Here is a 21,227-nt window from a genome sequence, read left to right as displayed (position 1 = left end):
GGAGTCAGTACGGATATGCGCGTTGCGATTTTTGGTACCGGCTATGTAGGCCTGGTGACCGGCACCTGCCTGGCCGACGTCGGCCACCAGGTGGTCTGCGTCGATATCGACCAGGCCAAGGTGGATGGCCTCAACCGGGGCATCATCCCGATCTACGAGCCCGGCCTGGAGCCGATGGTGAAGGCCAACCACGCCGCGTCGCGGCTGGCGTTCACCACCGACGCGGCGACCGCCATCGGCCACGGCCAGGTGGTGTTCATCGCCGTGGGCACGCCGCCGGACGAGGATGGCAGCGCCGACCTGCAGTACGTGCTGGCCGTGGCCCGCACCATCGGCCGGTACATCTCGGTGCCGACGGTGGTGGTCAACAAGTCGACGGTGCCGGTGGGCACCGCCGACAAGGTCCGTGCGGCCATTGCCGAGGAACTGGCAGCGCGTGGCGCGGATATCGCCTTCGATGTGGTGTCCAATCCCGAATTCCTGAAGGAAGGCGACGCCGTTGCCGACTGCATGCGGCCTGACCGCATCATCATCGGTGCGACCAGCGCCGAGTCGGTCGCCGTGATGCGTCGCCTGTACGCACCGTTCAATCGCAACCACGATCGCGTGGTGGAGATGGACGTGCGTTCGGCCGAGCTGACCAAGTACGCCGCCAATGCAATGCTGGCAACCAAGATTTCGTTCATGAATGAAATCGCCAACATTGCCGAGCGCGTGGGCGCCGACGTCGAGCAGGTCCGCCAGGGCATCGGTTCGGACCCGCGCATCGGCTGGCACTTCATTTATCCGGGTGCCGGTTACGGCGGTTCGTGTTTCCCCAAGGATGTGCAGGCCCTGGCCCGTACCGCGCAGCAGGCCGGCCTGGAGCCGAAGCTGCTGAACGCGGTGGAGGCGGTCAATGAATCGCAGAAGGGGCACCTGTTCGCCCTGATCCAGCGGCATTATGACAAGGGCGAAGACGAAGGCGTGCGCGGCAGGACGTTTGCCGTGTGGGGCCTGGCGTTCAAGCCGAACACCGACGACATGCGCGAGGCCTCCAGCCGCCGCCTGCTGGCCCAGTTGTGGGAAGCCGGTGCAACGGTGCGTGCCTACGATCCGGAGGCGATGCATGAATCGCAGCGGATCTTCGGCGAGCGCGACGATCTGGTGTTCTGTGACAGCGCCGACGACGCGCTGCAGGGCGCCGATGCATTGGTCGTGGTGACCGAGTGGAAGCAGTTCCGCAGCCCCGATTTCCAGATGCTGCGCGAGCGGCTGAAGGATGCGGTGGTGTTCGATGGCCGCAATCTGTACGAGCCGGCCGAAGTCGAGGCCGCTGGCCTTGCGTATTACGGCATAGGCCGGGGACGTTCGCTGCATGTCTGAAGTGCCGACCGAACGCGAGCAGGCGCTGGAAGCGCGCCTGGTCGAACTGGAGATGCGCGTGTCCTTCCAGGAACACGCGCTGGCCGAACTGAGCGATGCGCTGGCAGACGCGCGTATGGAAGGCAGCCGCAATGCCGGCATCCTGCGCGTGCTGCTGGAGGACCTGGGCAAGGTCCGCAATGCATTGAATTCTTCTGATCCGGCGAGCGAACCGCCGCCGCCGCACTACTGATCCATATCCTATGAGCGATACCCTCCGCGACCAGCTGATGGGCCTGGGCTTCAAGCCCGCGCCCAAGCCCGAGCGCAAGAATGATGGCCCCCGCCGTGATGGCCGCCCGCAGGGCAAGGGTGGCGCTGGCAATGGAAAGCCGCAGCACGCAGGCAAGGGCGAACACAAGCCTGGCGAGCGGCGGGCGCATGGCAATGGTGGTCCGGGCAAGCCCGGCCAGCAGCGTGGCCAGGGCCAGGGGCAGGGCCCGCGCAAGCCGCGTACCGCTGAGGAAATGGATCTGGCCAAGGCCTACGCGATCCGTGCGCAGCGCGAAAAGGAAGAGCGCATCGAGACCGAGCGCCTGAAGCAGGAAGAAGCACGCCAGCGCCGCGAGGCCAAGGTGAAGCTGGAAGAGCTGCTGAAGGACAAGAGCCTGAATGCCGAAGCGGCTGATATCGCGCGCCACTTCCCGTACGGCGGCAAGATCAAGCGCATCTACGTCACCGCCGAGCAGCTCAAGGCACTCAACGCCGGTGAGCTGGGCGTGGTCCAGCTCAACGGTCGCTACCTGCTGGTGACAGCCGACGTTCTGGCCCAGTCTGAGGCCGTGTTTGCCGCGTCGGTGGCGTTGAAGGTCGACCCGAATGCGCCGGCCGAGGACGATCCCTACGCCGACCCGCAGTACCAGGTGCCAGACGACCTGGTCTGGTAAGCGCCTGCATAAAAGGGGACGGAGGGGATTAAGTCGTTTATCGCACAAACGACGTAATCCCCTCCGTCCCCTTTTTCATTCCGGGTCGTAGTCGAGGTTCGAGGCCAGCCAGCGTTCGGCCTGCGCGCGGTCCACGCCCTTGCGGCGTGCGTAATCGATGACCTGCTCGCGACCGAGACGGCCGACCACGAAATACTGGCTCTGCGGGTGGCTGAAGTAATAGCCCGACACTGCCGCGGTCGGCAGCATCGCGAAGCTCTCGGTCAGCTGCATGTCGGCGTTGGTTTCCGCGCCCAGCAGGTCGAACAATCGGCGCTTTTCACTGTGTTCGGGGCAGGCGGGGTAGCCGGGCGCGGGGCGGATGCCGCGATATTTCTCGTCGATCAGCGCTTCGTTGTCGAGTGTCTCGGCGTGGTCGTAACCCCAGAATCCGGTGCGTACGCGCTGGTGCAGGCGTTCGGCCAGTGCTTCGGCAAAGCGGTCGGCGAGCGCCTTCAGCAGGATCGCGTTGTAGTCGTCGTGGTCGGCCTCGAAACGGGCCACGTGCGCGTCGATGCCGATGCCTGCGGTGACTGCGAAGGCGCCGATCCAGTCCTGCTTGCCGCTGTCGATCGGGGCGATGAAATCGGCAAGGCAGAAATCCGGGCGTTCGGCAGGCTTGTCCACCTGTTGCCGCAGGAAGTACAGGGTGGCCTCGCCATCGGGATGCTGCACACGTACGTCGTCGCCGATGCTGTTGGCGGGCCACAGGCCGAACACGGCCTTGGCCTGCAGCCACTTCTCGTTGACGATGCGGTCCAGCATCGCGCGCGCGTCCTGGTAAAGCTCGCTGGCCTGGGTACCGACGATCTCATCGGTGAGGATGGCCGGGTACTTGCCGGCCAGTTCCCATGCCTGGAAGAACGGTGTCCAGTCGATGTAGGGCACCAGTTCGGCCAGCGGGTAGTCATCGAATACATGCAGGCCCGGCTGCTTCGGTGCGGGTGGCGTGTACGCCTCCCAATCGCACTTGAACTTCTGGCCGCGTGCATGCTCCAGCGAGACCAGACGCTTGGCGTCGCCGCGGTTGCGATGGCGGGTACGGATCTCGGCGTAGTCGGCCTCGTTGGCGGCGACGAACGCATCGCGCAGCTCGCGCGAGATCAGCGACTGCGCCACGCCCACGGCGCGCGAGGCATCCTTCACCCAGACCGTCGGCGCTTTGTAATGTGGGTCGATCTTCAACGCGGTGTGCGCACGCGAGGTGGTCGCGCCGCCGATCATCAGCGGCAGGTCAAAGCCCTGTCGCTGCATCTCACGGGCGACATGGCTCATTTCCTCCAGCGACGGCGTGATCAGGCCGGACAGGCCGATGATGTCGGCCTGGTGTTCGCGTGCGGCATCGAGGATCTTCTGCGCCGGTACCATCACGCCGAGATCGATCACCTCGAAGTTGTTGCAGGCCAGGACCACGCCGACGATGTTCTTGCCGATGTCGTGCACATCGCCCTTGACCGTGGCCATGATGATCCTGCCATTGCTGCGGGCGGTGTCGCCGCTGCGTGCCTTTTCGGCTTCGATGTAAGGCAGCAGGTAGGCCACAGCCTTCTTCATCACCCGTGCCGACTTCACCACCTGCGGCAGGAACATCTTGCCCGCGCCGAACAGATCGCCAACCACGTTCATGCCATCCATCAGCGGGCCTTCGATCACGTCCAGCGGGCGGCTGGAACGCTGCCGGGCTTCTTCGGTATCGGCTTCCACCCATGCGTCCAGGCCATGCACCAGCGCATGCGCCAACCGCGCATCCACCGGCTTCTCGCGCCAGGCCAGGTCTTCGGTCTTCGCCGCGCCCTTGCTGCCCTTGTAGCGCTCGGCGATTTCAAGCAGGCGCTCGGTGGCATCACGGCGGCGGTTGAGGATCACGTCCTCCACCCGCTCGCGCAGGTCCGGCTCCAGTTCGTCGTAGATCGGCATGGCGCCGGCGTTGACGATGCCCATGTCCATGCCTGCGGCGATCGCGTGGTACAGGAACACCGAGTGGATCGCCTGGCGCACGGTCTCGTTGCCACGGAACGAGAACGATACGTTCGATACGCCGCCGGACACATGGCAGTGCGGCAGCGTCTGCTTGATGATGCGGGTGGCTTCGATGAAATCGACCGCGTAGTTGTCATGCTCTTCAATGCCGGTGGCGACGGCGAAGATGTTCGGGTCGAAGATGATGTCCTGCGGCGGGAAGCCGATGTCATCGACCAGCAGGCGATAGGCGCGGGTGCAGATTTCGACCTTGCGCGCGCAGGTGTCGGCCTGCCCGGCCTCATCGAAGGCCATCACCACTGCGGCGGCGCCATAGCGCAGCACCTTGCGCGCATGCTCGCGGAACAGCTCCTCGCCTTCCTTCAGCGAGATCGAATTGACCACGCTCTTGCCCTGCAGGCACTTCAGGCCAGCCTCGATCACGCTCCATTTGGAGGAGTCGACCATCACCGGGATGCGCGCGATGTCCGGCTCGGACATGATCAGGTTGAGGTAGCGGGTCATCGCCGCTTCCGAATCGATCAGTCCCTCGTCCATGTTGACGTCGAGGATCTGCGCGCCGCTGGCCACCTGCTGCCGGGCCACGTCCACCGCTTCCTCGTAGCGGCCTTCCTTGATCAGCTTGCGGAACTGCGCACTGCCGGTGACGTTGGTGCGTTCACCGACATTGACGAACAGCAGGTCCGGGGTGATGACCAGCGGTTCCAGGCCGGACAGGCGGGTAGGGCGGACAGGCGTCATGGCAGGCAGCGGCTCAACGGCAACAGGGCGGAAGGTGGATGGCGATGGCAGTGCTGCTCATGCGGCCTGGACCTGGACGGCAGGCAGCGCGCGCGGCGGCAGCCCGGCTACCGCAAGCGCGATCGCGCGGATATGGTCCGGGGTGGAGCCGCAGCAGCCACCGACCAGGTTCAGCAGGCCATCTTCGGCAAAGCCGCGCAGGGTGGCCGCCATTTCCTCGGGTGTTTCGTCGTACTCGCCGAACGCATTGGGCAGGCCCGCATTGGGATGGGCACTGACGTAGCAGTCCGACACCTGCGACAGGGTTTCCACATGCGGACGCATCGCGTCGGCGCCGAGCGCGCAGTTCAGGCCGATCGACAACGGCCGTGCATGCGCGAGTGATGCCTGGAAAGCCTCGGCGGTCTGCCCGGACAGGGTGCGCCCGGAGGCATCGGTGATGGTGCCGGAAATCATGATCGGCAGCCGCGCGCCACGTGCATCGAAGGCTTCCTCGATGGCATACAGCGCTGCCTTGGCGTTGAGCGTATCGAAGATGGTCTCGACCATGATCGTGTCGGCGCCGCCATCGATCAGGCCATCGATGGCTTCGCGGTAAGTGCCGCGCAGTTCGTCGAAACTGGTGTTGCGGAAACCAGGATCGTTGACGTCCGGGCTGATCGAGGCGGTGCGGCTGGTCGGGCCGAGGACACCGATGACGAAGCGTGGCTTGCCCGGCGTGGTCGCCTCCACCGCATCACAGCAGGCACGGGCGACGGCAGCGCCTGCCTTGTTCAGCTCGTACACCAGGTGTTCGAGGTGGTAGTCGGCCTGGCTGACCGAGGTGGCGTTGAAGGTATTGGTTTCCACCAGGTCCGCGCCGGCTTCCAGATACGCACTGTGGATGCCGGCGATGACCTCCGGTCGGGTCAGCAGCAACAGATCATTGTTGCCTTTCAGGTCGTGGCCTTCCGGTGTTGCGCCATGGTCGCAGCCAGGGCCATGGGCATGGTCGTAGCCGCCGGCGAAGCGCTCGCCCCGGTAGTCGTCTTCCTGCAGGCCGTGTCGCTGGATCATCGTGCCCATTGCGCCGTCGATGATCAGGATGCGATCACGCAGGGCGGCGAGCAGCAATTCCACGCGTTCCGGGTGCAGCCAGGGCAGGGCGGACATGTCGACCTCAGGGCTTGTTGGCGATCAGCGAGATCACTTCGAAATGCGGCGGGCGCTTTTCGCGGGTGACCGTTTCCAGGTTGGAGACCTGCAGGCCGGCCTTGTCGACGAACTTCTTCAGTTCCTTGTCGCTGAAGCCGAGGTTGACGTGGCCATAGGCATCGACCGCGGCCTTGTGCTCGTGGCGGGCCAGGCTGCACAGCAGCAGGCGGCCGCCCGGGCGCAGCACGCGTGCGGCCTCGGTGACGGCCTGCGCCGGCTTGCTGGCGTAGGTCAGTGCGTGCATCAGCACGACCAGGTCGAAGCTGCGGTCCTTGAAGGGCAGGGCATGCATGTCGCCCTCGCGCACTTCCACATTGGGCAGGCGGCGCAGGCGTTCGCTGGCGGCAGCCACCACGCGCGCGCTGGTATCGATGCACACGTAACGCCTGGCGTGCGGGGCGACCAGTTCGGCCAGCACACCGTCGCCGGAGGCGATATCCAGCACGTCGCCGGTTTCCAGCAACGGCAGCGCGGTACGCGCCAGCGCTTCCCAGGTGCGGCCCGGGGAATAGTGGCGTTCCATGTCGCCGGCCACGCTGTCGGCCCAGTTCTGGTCGGAAGCGCGGTGGGCAAGCACCGCAGCGACCCGTTCAGCATCCTGGCGCAGCAACGGGTCGTCGCTTCCGTTGCTCAGGGCATGCCACAATGCACGCTGCGCCGGGTCCAGCTGGCCTTCGTCGAAGCGGTAATAGGCCGACACGCCCGCACGGCGGTCGCGCACCAGGCCGGCTTCCTTCAGGCGCGCCAAATGAGTCGATACCCGCGGCTGCGCCAGCCGGGTGATGGCCGAAAGCTCGGCCACGGTCAGCTCTTCCTGCTCCAGCAGCGCCAGCAGGCGCACACGGGTGGCATCGGCGAACACCTTCAGGCGGGTCGACCAGTCTTCCAGATCCATAAATATCTACCTATCGCGATATAGAGATATATTCACTGACCGCACCCCTTCCGGTCAAGCCGCAGCTCCGCGCGAGTCAGCCGCCGATGCCCGGCCCCGGTACAATCGGGGCACCTGGGCGCGCGCTGCGCGGCCCATAACATCATGTACCCGGGAGGGTGTTGTGGATTTCAGCTTTACCGAAGAGCAGTTGATGCTGCAGGACGTGGCGCGTCGCATCGCGCAGGAGAAGATCGCCCCGAGTGCGGAGCACCATGACCGTACGGGTGAGTTCCCGCTGGACAACATCCGCCTGCTGGGCGAGAACGGCCTGATGGGCATCGAAGTGCCGGCCGAATATGGCGGCGCAGGCATGGACCCGATCGCGTACGTGCTGGCGATGGTGGAGGTCGCCGCCGGTGATGCTGCGCATTCGACCATCATGTCGGTCAACAATTCGCTGTTCTGCAACGGCATCCTGACCCATGGCAGCGAAGCGCAGAAGCAGAAATACGTGCGTGCCATCGCCGAGGGCGAGGCCATCGGTGCATTCGCACTGACCGAGCCGCAGTCGGGCTCGGACGCCACGGCGATGCGTTGCCGTGCGATCAAACAGGCCGACGGCAGCTACGTCATCAATGGCAAGAAGAGCTGGATCACCTCCGGCCCGGTGGCCAAGTACATCGTGCTGTTCGCGATGAGCGAGCCGGACAAGGGCGCGCGTGGCATCACCGCGTTCATGATCGACACCGACAAGGCCGGTTTCGGTCGCGGCAAGACCGAACCGAAGCTGGGTATCCGTGCCTCGGCTACCTGCGAGATCGAGTTCAACGATTACGTGGCGCAGCCGGAAGACGTGCTGGGCCTGGAAGGCGAGGGCTTCAAGATCGCCATGGGCGTGCTTGACGCTGGTCGCATCGGCATCGCCTCGCAGGCGATCGGCATTGCGCGTGCCGCCTATGAAGCGACCCTGGAGTACGTGAAGGATCGCAAGGCCTTCGGTGCGGCCATCGGTACCTTCCAGATGACCCAGGCGAAGATCGCCGACATGAAGTGCAAGCTGGACGCGGCGCTGCTGCTGACCCTGCGTGCGGCATGGGTGAAGGGCGAGGGCAAGCGCTTCAGCAACGAAGCCGCCATCGCCAAGCTGACCGCTTCGGAAGCGGCGATGTGGATCACCCACCAGGCCGTGCAGATCCATGGCGGCATGGGCTATTCCAAGGAAATGCCGCTGGAGCGCTACTTCCGTGATGCCAAGATCACCGAGATCTACGAAGGCACCTCGGAGATCCAGCGCCTGGTGATCGCCCGCAACGAGACCGGGCTGCGTTGACAGCCATCGGGTAGATGCACGCCATGTGTGGATGGTGCGGACCAAGGTCCGCACCCACCTCGAAGCGCAGGAAAAAATGCCTTGGGTCACCCCAAGGCATTTTCATCGGAGTGTACTTCCCGATCAATTGCCTCCGCAGGTCAGCGTCCGTCCATCCCAGCGACAATCCAGCCCGCCTGCGATGCCGCTGCCTTCAATGACCGTCACGCCGTAGAGGCGTGCGGTATCGATCCAGCGCTGCATCGCTTCCCTGTCCTCGAACTGATAGACACCAGCAAAGTCTTGTGCAGTGTCCGGATTGCTGGCGGCGCCGTCTGGGATGCGGTTGCCTGAGGCGTCAATGCTCTCACCTTGCACATATTTTGCGCGGTCAACGAGGTCCGGATGGATCACCAGCGTGGTTTTGGAGCCATCCCGCCAAGTGATCACATAGGTCGCACCGTCGATTCCCAACAGTCGGCTGACGAAGCTCAATCCGATGGATGACAGGAACGTAGCCATGCTGTTCCATGCGGTGGAAGACGTCGTCGCGCCAGAAAAAGCCTGGCCGATGGCCTGCTCCAGCTGGAACCGCGTTGTAGCCATCTGGGCAACATCGTAGGCATTGAGATTCTTGTGCGCGTCCGGAAATGAGATCCCGTTGGCTCCTCCGGGATTGTCCGGATGAACGTCGAAGTGCGCTCCGCGGCCCCCGGCGCGCGGGGCATCGAGCATGCCCATGATGCGATTGAAGGCCGCGATGATCTCCGGTGGGATGGATGTAGTGACTGCCCGGTACCTGCGCAGCTCGCGGTCGTACTCCACCTCGTAGCCATGAAGTCTGCGCTGGCTGAAATCTGCGACGATGGTGGGACCGGTGCCGGATGTGAGCGCGAGCGCGCGTGGGTCGGTGCAGTTGTCACAGACCAGCACACCTGCGGCATGTGTCAACGGTGAGAACAATGCGCTCAGCCCCAGCAGCGCAAGGAGTTGGGCAGCTCGCGGGACAAACGAATTACGCATGGGATCCTCCCTGATGTTCCTGTGGTAGAGACCCTTGGTTAAAGCGCTGTTCCGGTGGAGGTTGTGATGGATTGCGCGGTATTGGATTTGTTGATGGATGGTGCCAACTAGTGACGCATATGGCCCAAAAACCGAGGGGGATCGCGATATCCATCGCCTGATCTGTAGATCTATGCGCACGCATGGCTGTCAGAGGCGACACTTGCAGTTGATGAATCCCGCTCCGGCATGAGTGGCCGAACATGGGCCCGGCCCTACAGAAAAGCAGCAAAGAAAAAGGCCCCGGATCGCTCCGGGGCCTTTCTCGTTTCAACTCACCGTTGGATCAACGATCCGGGCGGTGGGCGGATTCCGCATCACGCTGACGGCCGAGGAATTCCTTCGACGGTTCATCCAGTTTGTCGCCCAGCATGCGGCGCACGACCACGAAGAACACCGGGATCATCAGCAGGCCGAGCAGGGTGGCGAACAGCATGCCGCCGATCACGCCGGTACCGATGGCGTGACGCGAGTTGGCGCCGGCACCGCTGGAGATCGCCATCGGGATGACGCCCATGATGAACGCGAAGGACGTCATCAGGATCGGGCGGAATCGCAGGCGCGCCGCTTCGATGGTGGCATCGCGCAGGGTCTTGCCCGCCGCACGCTGCTCTACCGCGAACTCCACGATCAGGATCGCGTTCTTCGCGGCCAGGCCGATCACGGTGATCAGGCCGATCTTGAAGAACAGATCGTTCGGCAGGCCACGCATCATCGACAGGGCGAGTGCACCCAGTACGCCCAGCGGTACCACCAGCAGCACCGCCACCGGAATCGACCAGCTTTCATACAGTGCGGCCAGGCACAGGAACACCACCACGATGGACAGCACCAGCAGCAGCGTCGCGGCGTTGCCGGCCAGGATTTCCTGGTAGGACAGGCCGGACCAGTCGTAGCCGAAGCCCGCCGGCAGGTCGTCGTTGACGATGCCTTCCATCGTCTGCATCGCTTCACCCGAGCTGGTGCCCGGTGCCTGCGAACCGACGATGTTGATCGCCGAGTAGCCGTTGTAGCGGCTCAGCGACGGCGGTGCCGAGACCCATTCGGACTTGACCACCGTGCTCAACGGGATCATCGCGTTGGTGCCATCGGTATTGGTGGTCAGGCTGGACGGGCTGTAGAAGCTCTTCAGCGATTCCTGGCCGGTGCGGTACGGACCATCGGCCTGCATGGTCACGCGCTTGATGCGGCCTTCGTAGAAGAAGTCGTTGACGTACACCGGGGCCAGCATCAGCTGGATGGTGCTGTACACGTCCGACACCGACATGCCCATCGACTGCGCCTGCACGCGGTCCACGTGCAGCTGCAGCTGCGGGGCGTTTTCCAGGCCGTTCGGGCGCACGCCGACCAGATGGTCCGGCTTCTGTGCGGCCTGGCCGAGCAGGATGTTGCGGGCCTGGGTCAGCTGCTCGTAACCGGCACCACTACGGTCCTGCAGCCACATGTCGAAGCCACCGAACTGGCCAAGGCCCTGCACGGTCGGCAGGTTGACCACGAAGATCTGCGCTTCCTTGATGCCGTAGAACGCGCCGTTCATGTTCTGGATGAATTCCGGAGCAGTGAACTTGCGCTCTTCCCACGGCTTCAGGCGGATGAAGCCCATGCCCACGTTCTCGCCGGAACCGACGAAGCTGAAGCCGGCCACCTGCAGCATGCCTTCATAGCCATCCTGCTTTTCCAGGATGCCGCGCATCTGTGCGAACGCTTCGTTGGTCTGGCTCTTGGTCGAGCCCGGCGGCAACTGCACGATCGCCAGTGCATAGCCCTGGTCTTCTTCAGGCAGGAAGCTGCCCGGCATGCGGGTGAACAGGAAGCCGCACAGCGCGGTCAGCACCACGAACAGGATCATCCAGCGTGGGGCATGGCGCACCGCGGAGGTGATGTGGCCCACGTAGGTGTGGCTGATCTTGTCGTAGTACTTGTTGAAGGTGCGGTAGACGATGTTCGGGTTGTCGTTGTGCGTCGGCTTGAGGAACGTCGCGCACAGCGCCGGGGTGAAGCCCAGTGCCAGGAACGCCGAGAACGCCATCGAGATGGCGATGGTCAGGGCGAACTGCTTGTAGATCTCACCGGCCGCACCGCCCTGCAGGGCCGAGGGGATGAACACCGCCGCCAGCACCACGGTGATCGCCACCACCGCGCCGGTGATCTGGGTCATCGCCTTCTGCGTGGCCGGCTTCGGCGCCAGGCCTTCCTCGGTCATGATGCGTTCGACGTTCTCGATCACCACGATCGCGTCATCGACCACGATGCCGATCGCCAGCACCATCGCGAACAGGGTCAGCTGGTTGATCGTGAAGCCGATCATCCACATGCCCAGGAACGTACCCAGCAGCGCCACCGGGATGACCAGCGTCGGGATCAGGGTGGCGCGGAAGTTCTGCAGGAAGATCAGCATCACCAGGAACACCAGCAACACGGCTTCGAACAGGGTCTTGACCACTTCCTGGATCGAGATCTTGACGAAGGTGGTGCTGTCGTACGGCGAGAACCAGGTGACGCCGGACGGGAAGCTGGGCTGCAGCTCGTCCATCTTGCCGCGCACGGCCTCGGCCACGTTCAGGGCGTTGGCGCCCGGCAGCAGCTGGATCGCGAAGGCGCCGGTGGGCTTGCCGTTGTACTGGGTATCGAAGCCGTAGTTGTTGGCACCGAAGGCAACGCGGGCGATGTCCTTCAACAGTACGCGCGAGCCATCAGCGTTGGCCCGCAGGATGATGTTCTCGAACTCCTGCGGCGAGCTGAAGCGGCCTTCGGCCGACACCGTGGCGGTGAAGTGCTGGCCTTCCGGCGACGGGTCAGAGCCCAGCGCACCGGCGGCGAACTGCACGTTCTGTGCGCGCACTGCCGCAAGCACCTGGCTGGCCGACAGTCCATAGCCCTGCATCTTTTCCGGGTTGAGCCAGATGTTCATGGCGTACTCGGAACCGAACTGCTGGGTGCTGCCGACGCCGGGGATGCGCGAGACCTGGTCGAGCACGCGCGAGCCGACGATGTCGTTCAGCGCGTCACGGTTGATGGTCGGCGTATCGGACTGCAGCGCCACCACCATCAGGAAGCCGGCGTTGGCCTTGGCCACCACCACGCCCTGCTGGGTGACTTCCGAAGGCAGTCGCGGCGTGGCCAGCGAGACCTTGTTCTGCACCTGCACCTGGGCGATGTCCGGATCGGTACCGGTCTCGAAGGTCAGGGTGATCGAGGCGCGGCCATTGGACGCGGACGAGGAGCTGAAGTACAGCAGGTGATCGATACCGGTCAGCTGCTGCTCGATCACCTGGGTGACCGACTTCTCCGTGGTGTCCGCGCTCGCGCCCGGGTAGGTGGCCGAGACGGTCACCTGCGGCGGGGCGATGTTGGGGTAGGACTCTACGCCGAGGTTGAGGATCGCGATCACGCCGCTGAGCGAGATCAGGATCGCCACCACCCAGGCGAAGACTGGATGTTCGATGAAAAATTTAGGCATGACGGAAGGTCCCGTTACTGCTTGTTCGATTCGGTGGCGGCCGGCTCGGCCTTGTCGGCCTGGTCAGCCTTGGCCGGTGCCTTGGCGTCGGCCGGAGCCGTGGCAGCCGCGCCCGGAGCAGCGGCGCCGGCGGCAGGCTTGCCGTTGGCGTCCTGGCCCGGGGTCCACGACTTGGCCGTGGCCGGCGTGCCTTCCTTGACCTTCTGCACGCCGGCGACGACCACCTTGTCACCGGCGGCCAGGCCTTCGCTGACCAGCCAGTTGCCGTTCTGCGCGCCGTCGGTCTTGACGTTCTTGCGGACGACCTTGCCGTCGGCGCCGACCACCATCACATAGCCGCCGGTGGTATCGCGCAGCAGCGCCTGCTGCGGCACCAGGTAGGCGTTGTTGCGTTCGCCCAGGTTGGCCTGGAAGCTGACGAACGCACCCGGCAGCAGGATCTTCTGCGGGTTCGGCAGCACCGCGCGCAGCGACACCGCGCCGGTAGCCGGGTCGACCGTGGTCGAGGAGAAGTCCAGCGTGCCCGGCTCGCTGTAGGTGCTGCCGTCGGCCAGCTTGACGTTGACCGTGGCCTTGCCGTCGCCGGACAGGGCCAGCGTGCCCTTGGCTTGCTGCGCACGCAGCTGGGTCAGTTCATCCACGCTCAGCGAGAAGTTCACGTACAGCGGGTCGAGCTGGTCCACGGTGGTCAGCAGGGTCACATCGCCCTGGCCGACCAGCGCGCCTTCGGTGACCTGCTGCTTGTTGGCCACGCCGCTGATCGGGGCAGTGACGTTGGTATAGCCCAGGCTGATGCGGCTGCTGGTCACCGAGGCTTCGGCCTGCTTGACCGCGGCCAGCGCGGTGCGCTCGGCCGACTCGGCGTTGTCCAGGTCGGCCTTGGACACGAACTTCTGCGGTGCCAGCGAACGGGCGCGGTCAGCGGCGACCTTGGCGTTGGCGTAGGTCGCGCGTGCCGAAGCCAGCTGGGCTTCGGAGGCGCTGAGCGAGGCGCGCAGCGGTGCCGGATCGATCAGGAACAGGGTCTGGCCCTGCTTGACCTCGCTGCCTTCCTGATAGACGCGCTTGAGCAGCACGCCGGGTACGCGGGCGCGCACATCGGCGCTGCGGAACGGCGACAGGCGACCGACCAGCTCGCGCTGCAGCGGCAGGGTCTGCGGCTTGGCATCGATCACGCCCACCTCCGGCGGTGGAGGCGTCGGCTGTTCCGGCTTCTTGCAGGCAGCTACGGCGACAGCAACGGCGCACGTCAAGGCAAGGGTGCGGAGTGGGGCGGTCATCAGGAGGAACTCCGGGGTTGGTTTGAAGACGGGGCCGGCGAGGGCTGCGGCGCGAACGCGCGCAGGAAGCCATCGACGGAGAACTCTGCCCAGCGCCGACGCAACGCTGCGTCATCACGATGGGGGGTATGGAAGCGCTGTTTGTCGAAATCCTGACCGGCGATCATGCTCAGCAGCAGTTCGGCCATGAAGTGCGGGTCGTCATGCCGCAGCAGCCCGCGACTGCAAACGGTTTCAATCCATTCAGCAAGATGAAGCGTCAACGCGCCGGCGCCATGCCGGTACAGCGTACGCGCCTCTTCGGGAAACTGTGCTGCATCGGCGGCGATCAGGCGGCAGGCCTGGCCGACGTGGGGCTGGTTGAAGTGCTCCAGGAAGTCGGTGGCGAACTGCAGCAGGCTGCCACGCAGGTCGTCACCGCGGAGTGCACGCAGCATGGCCCCGGTCGCGTGACCGACGTGGCGCTGCATCACCCGCCGCAGCAGGGCCTGCTTGTTGCCGTAGCGCGAGTACAGCGTCTGCTTCGAGCAGCCAGCATGCTGGGCGACCGCATCCATGCTCATCTGCATGCCCTGTTGGGCAAGCAGTTCGCGCACGGCATCGAACACGCGCTCATCACGCGCGTCGAGGGCGACAGGAAGGTAGGCCGGATTCACGCGGTGGACTATACCGTCCAGTTCAGGATTGTGGAATCGCGCCGATGTTGCCGCATGTGTCTTCCGGTAACACGTTTTGCCGATCCTGTCGGCAACGCTGTGCGACGGCGATGCCCATACCGGTGCGAACTGAATAGGGCGTCTAAACCGCAGCAAACCCGAATCTGGTTATTCCGTCCTGCAGCAAGGCCTTTTCGTGCGGTAGGGCTACAATTTCATTTTCCCAACTGAGCAAGCGCGCCGCTCTGCCATGAAACCGCAAAAAACCGCAGCCAAGACCGTGAAAAACAAAAGCAAACCAGTTGAGTCGGAGGTCGCAGTGACCGCTGGTTTCTCCCTGGAGCCGGTGTACACGGCCTTGCGCAAGCGTTACCCCGCGGCCGCTCAGGCCGAGGCAGTGGCATTCGCAGCCGATTTCTACAAGCGCATGGAGGCGGACGAGTTCCCCCACCACAGCGCTGAGGAGTGGGCCGCGCTCGCAGCCGAAACGCTGGAATTCGCCCGTGCCCGCAAGGCCGGCAAGGCCAATGTCCGTGTGTTCAATCCGACCGCGAAGGCCAATGGTTGGGAATCGCCGCACACCGTGCTGCAGATCATCAACGACGACATGCCGTTCCTGGTCGACACCGTGACCATGTCGCTGGCCGAGCATGGCGTTGGCGTGCATGTGCTGGGCCACCCGGTGCTGCATTTCACCCGTGACAAGGCCGGCAAGCTGACCAAGGTCGGCGAGGGCCAGCTGGAATCGGTGATGCTGCTGGAGATCGACCGCCAGCCGGCCGAAGCCATGGCAGACATCGAGCAGGCCATCAACAAGGCGCTTGATGAAGTGCGCGCCATCGTGCGCGACTGGCAGCCGATGCAGGACAAGGCGCTGGCGCTGGCCGACGACCTCGGCAGCCGCCAGCTGCCGGTCGACGCTGCCTCGCGCAAGGAAGCACAGGAATTCCTGCGCTGGGCCGCCGACAACCACTTCACCTTCTTCGGCTACCGCGAGTACCGCGTCGAGAAGCAGGGCAAGGAAGACGTGCTGGCGCCGCTGAACGATACCGGCCTGGGCCTGATGCGCGGCAAGGACAAGTCGGCCGCACGTCCGGTCAAGACCCTGGCCGCCCAGGGCCTGAACACCACGTCCGGGCTGAAGGACGCGTTGATCCTGACCAAGACCAATGCCCGTTCGCGCGTGCACCGTGCCGGCTACATGGACTACATCGGCGTGCTGGAATTCGACGCCAAGGGCAAGATCATCGGCGAACAGCGCTTCCTTGGCCTGTTCACCTCCAGCGCCTACAACCGCCGCCCGTGGGAAATCCCGCTGGTGCGTCAGCGCTACGAGCACGTGATGAAGCAGTCCGGCCTGGCTGGCTCCAGCCATAGCGGCAAGGCCCTGCGCCACATCCTGGAAACCCTGCCGCGCGAAGAACTGTTCCAGTCCAGCGAGGACGAACTGTTCCGCACCGCGATGGGCGTGCTGGGCCTGCAGGAGCGTGTGCGCAGCCGCCTGTTCCTGCGTCGCGACAAGTACAGCCGTTTCATTTCCGCGCTGGTCTACCTGCCGCGCGAGCGTTTCAACACCGACGTGCGTCTGCGCATCGAAGCGATGCTGAAGGAAGCACTGCACGGTGAGTACGTGGACAGCTCGGTGGTTCTGGGTGAATCGCCGTTGGCGCAGGTGCACCTGATCGTGCGTCCGAAGCCGGGCGAAATGCTCGACGTCGATACCGCCGAACTGGAGCAGAAGCTGGCCCAGGTGCTGCGCAACTGGCAGGACGACCTGCGCGAAGCGCTGGTCACCCGCCACGGCGAAGCTGAAGGCCTGCGCATCGCTGCGCGTATCGGCAAGGCTCTGCCGGCCGGTTACATCGAAGACAACAGCACCGCCGTTGCCGCCAACGATGTCAGCCAGCTCGACGCGCTGACCGGCCCGGACGACCTGCGCCTGAGCCTGCAGGCCGTGCCGCGCGAATCCGGCGATGGCCTGCGCCTGAAGCTGTATCGCCAGCTGGATGACATCCCGCTGTCGGACGCGTTGCCGATGATGGAAAACATGGGCCTGCGCGTGATCGCCGAGCGTCCGTACCGCCTGTCGGTGGACAACGCGCCGGTGTACGTGCAGGACTTCGAGGTCGAATCGACCGCCGGTGCGATCGATGCCGCCAGCGTCGATGAAGCCTTCGGTGAGACCTTTGCCCGCGTCTGGCACGGCGATGCCGAGAACGATGCCTTCAACCGTCTGGTGCTGGCTGCCGGCCTGCACTGGCGCCAGGTCGCCATGCTGCGCGGCTACTGCAAGTACCTGCTGCAGACCGGCGTGCCGTTCTCGCAGGCTTACGTCGAAGGTACCTTCACCCGCTACCCGCTGCTGGCACGCCTGCTGGTCGAGCTGTTCGAAGCCCGCTTCGATCCGGCCACCGGTCATGAAAGCAAGGAAGACATCGCCACTGGTCAGGCGCAGCTGAAGGCCCACCTCGACGTGCTGGCTGCCGGCGACGAGGCCACCCTGAAGGTGCTCAAGACCGTGGTCGACGCCCGCAAGGGTGACCGCGATGCGCAGATGCAGGCCGCGCGCGAAGCGCTGCTGAAGCTGATGGACCGCGTGTCGAGCCTGGACGAGGACCGCATCCTGCGTTCCTTCATGGGCGTGATCGATGCGACCCTGCGCACCAGCTACTACCAGACCGATGCCAACGGCCAGCACGGCCATGTCATCAGCTTCAAGTTCGATTCGGCCCTGGTGCCGGACCTGCCGAAGCCGCGTCCGTACCGCGAAATCTTCGTGTACGGCCCGCGCGTGGAAGGTACCCACCTGCGCTTCGGTGCCGTCGCCCGTGGCGGCCTGCGCTGGTCGGATCGTCGCGAAGACTTCCGTACCGAAGTGCTGGGCCTGGTCAAGGCGCAGATGGTCAAGAACACCGTCATCGTGCCGGTCGGCGCGAAGGGCGGCTTCTTCGCCAAGATGCCGCCGGTGAATGGTGATCGCGATGCGATCTTCGCCAACGGCGTGGCCTGCTACAAGCTGTTCATCCAGGGCCTGCTGGACATCACCGACAACATCGTCAACAACAAGATCGTGCCGCCGGTGGATGTCGTGCGCCATGACATGGACGATCCGTACCTGGTGGTGGCCGCTGACAAGGGCACCGCGACCTTCTCCGACATCGCCAACGGCCTGGCCATCGCGCACGGCTTCTGGATGGGCGATGCGTTCGCCTCCGGCGGTTCGGTCGGTTACGACCACAAGGGTATGGGCATCACCGCGCGCGGCGCGTGGGAGTCGGTCAAGCGCCACTTCCGTGCACTGGGCCGTGACAGCCAGACCCAGGACTTCACCGCGGTCGGCGTCGGCGACATGTCCGGCGACGTGTTCGGCAACGGCATGCTGCTGTCGCGCCACATCCGCCTGCTGGCCGCGTTCGATCACCGTCACATCTTCCTGGACCCGAACCCGGATGCAGCGACCACGTTCGTCGAACGTGAGCGTCTGTTCACCGTGCCGCGTTCGAGCTGGGCGGACTACGACGCCAAGCTGATCAGCAAGGGCGGCGGCGTGTATCCGCGCAGCCTGAAGTCGATCGAGATCACCCCGCAGGTGCGTGAGGTGCTGGGCCTGGACGAGAGCGTCAAGGCGCTGTCGCCGAATGACCTGATGAGCGCGATCCTGAAGGCGCCGGTCGACCTGCTGTGGAACGGCGGCATCGGTACCTACGTCAAGGCCGCCAGCGAGCAGCACAGCGATGTCGGCGACCGCGCCAACAACGCCCTGCGCGTGAACGGTGGCGAGCTGCGCTGCAAGGTGGTGGGCGAGGGCGGCAACCTGGGCATGACCCAGCTGGGCCGCATCGAAGCCGCCCAGGCTGGCGTGCTGCTCAACACCGACTTCATCGACAACTCGGCCGGTGTGGATACCTCCGACCATGAAGTCAACATCAAGATCCTGCTCAACGATGTGGTGCGGGCCAAGAAGCTGACCGTCGAGCAGCGCAACAAGCTGCTGGCGTCGATGACCGACGAAGTCGCTGCGCTGGTGCTCAACGACAACTACCGCCAGAACCAGGCCCTGAGCCTGATGGAGCGGATGGCGGTCAAGCGCCTGGGTTCCAAGCAGCACTTCATCCGTACGCTGGAACAGCAGGGCCTGCTGGATCGCCAGATCGAGTTCCTGCCGTCCGATGCCGAGCTGTCCCAGCGCAAGGCGCGCGGCCAGGGCCTGACCCGTCCGGAGCTGTCGGTGCTGCTGTCCTATTCCAAGCTGGTGGCGTTTGCCCAGCTGCTGGATTCGGACATTCCGGAAGATCCGTACCTGTCCAAGGAACTGCAGCGCTACTTCCCGACGCCGCTGCAGAAGAAGTACGCCGACGCGATGGAGCGTCACCGCCTGAAGCGCGAAATCATCGCCACGGCCGTGACCAACCAGACCATCAACCGCATGGGCGCCACCTTCCTGATGCGCATGCAGGAAGACACCGGCCGTTCCATTGCCGAGGTCGCCAAGGCCTACACCATCAGCCGCGAAACGCTGGATGCCCGCGCGCTGTGGGCGCAGATCGACGCCCTCGACGGCACCCTGCCGGAGTCGGTGCAGATCGATGCGCTGGAAGTGATCTGGAAGTTGCAGCGTTCGTTCGTACGCTGGCTGCTGTCGCGCCCGGGCCCGATGCCGGGCATCACCGAGGCGGTCAACCGCTACCAGGGTCCGTTCAACGACATCCGCGTTGCTTCGGGTGTGCTGCCGGATTCGCAGCGTCCGACCTACGAGGCCCTGGTGGCCGAGTGGAAGGAAAAGGGCCTGCCGTCGGCATTGGCACAGCAGCTGGCCGAACTGCACTTCCTGGAGCCGGCGTTCGACATCATCGAACTGGCCCGTACCCGCAAGCTGAAGCCGGTGGATGTCTCCAAGATCCACTTCCGCCTGGGCGACGCCCTGCAGCTGCCGTGGCTGTTCGAGCAGATCGACGCGCTGGAGGTCAACGGCCGTTGGCACGCGGTGGCACGTGGCGTGCTGCGCGACGAACTGGCCGCGCACCACCGCAGCCTGGCTGGCCAGGTGCTGGCCACCAAGGGCAGCACCGCTGAAGCCAAGGTGGCCGCGTGGATCGGTCGTGACGACAGCAGCCTGCGCTTCACCCTGGCGATGCTGGCTGAACTGGCCGAGCAGAAGACCCTGGACTACCCGACCGTTTCGGTCGCAGTCCAGCGTCTGGGTCAGCTCGCTGCCCACGGCGCGTAAGTGATGTAGTGCCAGGCCATGCCTGGCATGCGTGAACCGGAACGGCCCCGCGAAAGCGGGGCCGTTCTGGTTCTGCCCTTGACCTTTGCGACCACCTGACCCGACGCCGGCCGTTAACCTGCCAGGTGGATGACCGGCATATCCGCCGGGACCGTGAGCGCCATGGATGGCGCGATCGAGCCCCCAGGGACGGGTTTACGGCGTGTCCCGGCGGATATGCCGGTCATCCGCCCCACGGGGTCCAACTCCCGGCGCTCGGTTATGCTCTCCATCAAACCTCCCCGGATCCACCGATGAGCGACACCCCCCGCATCGCTTTCCTGGCCAGTACCACCGAACCTGCGCAGATGGCCCGCGCAGCGATGGTCTCGCGCTATGGCGACCACGCGCCCGACCAGGCCGACGTGCTGTGTCCGCTCGGTGGCGATGGCTTCATGCTGCAGACCCTGCATCGTCACGGACACCTGGGCAAGCCGGTATTCGGGATGAAGCTGGGCACGGTGGGGTTCCTGATGAACCAGTACCGCGGCGACGACGACGTGCATGCGCGTATCGCCCGTGCCGAGCCGGCCCACCTGCGCCCGCTGGAAATGGTGGCGCTGACAGAATCGGGCACCACCACCGGGTCGCTGGCCTACAACGATGTCTCGCTGCTGCGGCAGACCCGGCAGGCGGCGCATATCGGCATCGACCTCAATGGCCAGGAGCGGGTGGGCGAACTGATCGGTGATGGCGTGCTGGTGGCCACCCCGGCTGGAAGCACCGCCTACAACTACTCGGCGCATGGACCGGTGCTGCCGCTGGGCTCGCACACCATTGCCCTGACGCCGCTGGCCCCGTATCGCCCGCGGCGCTGGCGCGGTGCCATCCTCAAGGCCGACACCGAAGTGCGCTTCCGCGTGCTCGATCCCTACAAGCGTCCGGTCAGCGTCACCGCCGATTCGCACGAGACCCGTGATGTGGTCGAAGTGACGATCCGCGAGTCGCGCGAGCACCGGGTGACCCTGCTGTTCGACCCGGAGCACAACCTGGAAGACAGGATCCTGAGCGAACAGTTCGTTTTTTGACGACAATAGGCGGCCGGCACTGCCGACCGCTTGAAGGACCCCAC

The 21,227-nt window shown here is 64.9% G+C and carries 13 protein-coding genes; 6 read left to right on the top strand and 7 right to left on the bottom strand.

The annotated features are described in order from the left end of the window. The first annotated feature begins 15 nt into the window (after positions 1 to 15). From CR156_RS11540 to CR156_RS11530, 3 genes are read left to right on the top strand one after another with little or no spacing between them, the layout of a single operon-like run. On the top strand, positions 16 to 1,365 hold the full coding sequence (locus CR156_RS11540) for a UDP-glucose dehydrogenase family protein (RefSeq protein WP_100552963.1): 1,350 nt from the start codon (positions 16 to 18) through the stop codon (positions 1,363 to 1,365). Next, a complete protein-coding gene (locus CR156_RS11535) occupies positions 1,358 to 1,597 on the top strand; it encodes a SlyX family protein (RefSeq protein WP_025876828.1) in 240 nt (79 codons plus the stop codon). The genes CR156_RS11540 and CR156_RS11535 overlap by 8 nt, the downstream gene beginning before the upstream one ends. A gap of 10 nt (positions 1,598 to 1,607) precedes the next feature. Further along, positions 1,608 to 2,291 (top strand): DUF2058 domain-containing protein, encoded by a 684-nt coding sequence (locus tag CR156_RS11530; protein WP_100552962.1) that lies wholly within the window; start codon positions 1,608 to 1,610, stop codon positions 2,289 to 2,291. 75 nt (positions 2,292 to 2,366) lie between these two features. On the opposite strand, the gene metH is transcribed toward CR156_RS11530, so the two are convergent. From metH to CR156_RS11515, 3 genes are read right to left on the bottom strand one after another with little or no spacing between them, the layout of a single operon-like run. Beyond that, positions 2,367 to 5,051: a methionine synthase gene (gene metH, locus CR156_RS11525; protein WP_100552961.1), complete on the bottom strand. Its 2,685-nt coding sequence runs from the start codon at positions 5,049 to 5,051 to the stop codon at positions 2,367 to 2,369. 57 nt (positions 5,052 to 5,108) lie between these two features. Continuing rightward, entirely contained in the window at positions 5,109 to 6,203 is a 1,095-nt protein-coding gene (locus CR156_RS11520; RefSeq protein ID WP_100552960.1) for a homocysteine S-methyltransferase family protein, read from the bottom strand. Between the two features lie 7 nt (positions 6,204 to 6,210). Next, positions 6,211 to 7,140, bottom strand: coding sequence for an ArsR/SmtB family transcription factor (locus tag CR156_RS11515; RefSeq protein WP_100460457.1), 930 nt, complete (start codon positions 7,138 to 7,140; stop codon positions 6,211 to 6,213). Between the two features lie 163 nt (positions 7,141 to 7,303). On the opposite strand from CR156_RS11515, the gene CR156_RS11510 reads away from it, so the two are divergent. Then, positions 7,304 to 8,452, top strand: a complete 1,149-nt coding sequence (locus tag CR156_RS11510) for an acyl-CoA dehydrogenase family protein (protein WP_100552959.1) — start codon at positions 7,304 to 7,306, stop codon at positions 8,450 to 8,452. A gap of 123 nt (positions 8,453 to 8,575) precedes the next feature. On the opposite strand, the gene CR156_RS11505 is transcribed toward CR156_RS11510, so the two are convergent. The 4 genes from CR156_RS11505 to CR156_RS11490 all read right to left on the bottom strand — a co-directional run bounded on the left by CR156_RS11505 (position 8,576) and on the right by CR156_RS11490 (position 14,889). Further along, positions 8,576 to 9,454: a hypothetical protein gene (locus tag CR156_RS11505; protein WP_223880115.1), complete on the bottom strand. Its 879-nt coding sequence runs from the start codon at positions 9,452 to 9,454 to the stop codon at positions 8,576 to 8,578. Between the two features lie 325 nt (positions 9,455 to 9,779). After that, the gene (locus CR156_RS11500; RefSeq protein ID WP_100552958.1) at positions 9,780 to 12,953 is read right to left on the bottom strand and encodes a multidrug efflux RND transporter permease subunit; all 3,174 of its coding nucleotides are present in this window, start codon (positions 12,951 to 12,953) and stop codon (positions 9,780 to 9,782) included. Positions 12,954 to 12,967: 14 nt separating this feature from the next. Continuing rightward, positions 12,968 to 14,233, bottom strand: a complete 1,266-nt coding sequence (locus CR156_RS11495; RefSeq protein ID WP_100552957.1) for an efflux RND transporter periplasmic adaptor subunit — start codon at positions 14,231 to 14,233, stop codon at positions 12,968 to 12,970. Next, complete coding sequence (locus tag CR156_RS11490) at positions 14,233 to 14,889, bottom strand: TetR/AcrR family transcriptional regulator (RefSeq protein WP_025876846.1); 657 nt, start codon at positions 14,887 to 14,889, stop codon at positions 14,233 to 14,235. Before CR156_RS11490 ends, CR156_RS11495 begins: the two co-directional genes overlap by 1 nt. Positions 14,890 to 15,139: 250 nt before the next feature. Here CR156_RS11490 and CR156_RS11485 point away from each other — a divergent pair, with 250 nt between their 5' ends. Continuing rightward, positions 15,140 to 20,116: an NAD-glutamate dehydrogenase gene (locus tag CR156_RS11485; protein WP_100552956.1), complete on the top strand. Its 4,977-nt coding sequence runs from the start codon at positions 15,140 to 15,142 to the stop codon at positions 20,114 to 20,116. Positions 20,117 to 20,409: 293 nt separating this feature from the next. Further along, positions 20,410 to 21,183: an NAD kinase gene (locus CR156_RS11480; RefSeq protein WP_089236114.1), complete on the top strand. Its 774-nt coding sequence runs from the start codon at positions 20,410 to 20,412 to the stop codon at positions 21,181 to 21,183. The last annotated feature ends 44 nt before the right edge of the window (positions 21,184 to 21,227 follow it).

It is taken from the genome of Stenotrophomonas lactitubi (genome assembly GCF_002803515.1).
GTDB lineage: Bacteria > Pseudomonadota > Gammaproteobacteria > Xanthomonadales > Xanthomonadaceae > Stenotrophomonas > Stenotrophomonas lactitubi.
Note: the sequence above shows the minus strand (reverse complement) of the source record. Positions and strands in the feature narration are given on the sequence as shown.

Coding starts and splice junctions, on each gene's coding strand:
- CR156_RS11535 (WP_025876828.1), top strand. CDS start 1,358: ATGTCTGAAGTGCCGACCGAACGCGAGCAGGCGCTGGAAGCGCGCCTG.
- CR156_RS11540 (WP_100552963.1), top strand. CDS start 16: ATGCGCGTTGCGATTTTTGGTACCGGCTATGTAGGCCTGGTGACCGGC.
- CR156_RS11485 (WP_100552956.1), top strand. CDS start 15,140: ATGAAACCGCAAAAAACCGCAGCCAAGACCGTGAAAAACAAAAGCAAA.
- CR156_RS11480 (WP_089236114.1), top strand. CDS start 20,410: ATGAGCGACACCCCCCGCATCGCTTTCCTGGCCAGTACCACCGAACCT.
- CR156_RS11495 (WP_100552957.1), bottom strand. CDS start 14,233: ATGACCGCCCCACTCCGCACCCTTGCCTTGACGTGCGCCGTTGCTGTC.
- CR156_RS11515 (WP_100460457.1), bottom strand. CDS start 7,140: ATGGATCTGGAAGACTGGTCGACCCGCCTGAAGGTGTTCGCCGATGCC.
- CR156_RS11530 (WP_100552962.1), top strand. CDS start 1,608: ATGAGCGATACCCTCCGCGACCAGCTGATGGGCCTGGGCTTCAAGCCC.
- CR156_RS11500 (WP_100552958.1), bottom strand. CDS start 12,953: ATGCCTAAATTTTTCATCGAACATCCAGTCTTCGCCTGGGTGGTGGCG.
- CR156_RS11505 (WP_223880115.1), bottom strand. CDS start 9,454: ATGCGTAATTCGTTTGTCCCGCGAGCTGCCCAACTCCTTGCGCTGCTG.
- CR156_RS11520 (WP_100552960.1), bottom strand. CDS start 6,203: ATGTCCGCCCTGCCCTGGCTGCACCCGGAACGCGTGGAATTGCTGCTC.
- metH (WP_100552961.1), bottom strand. CDS start 5,051: ATGACGCCTGTCCGCCCTACCCGCCTGTCCGGCCTGGAACCGCTGGTC.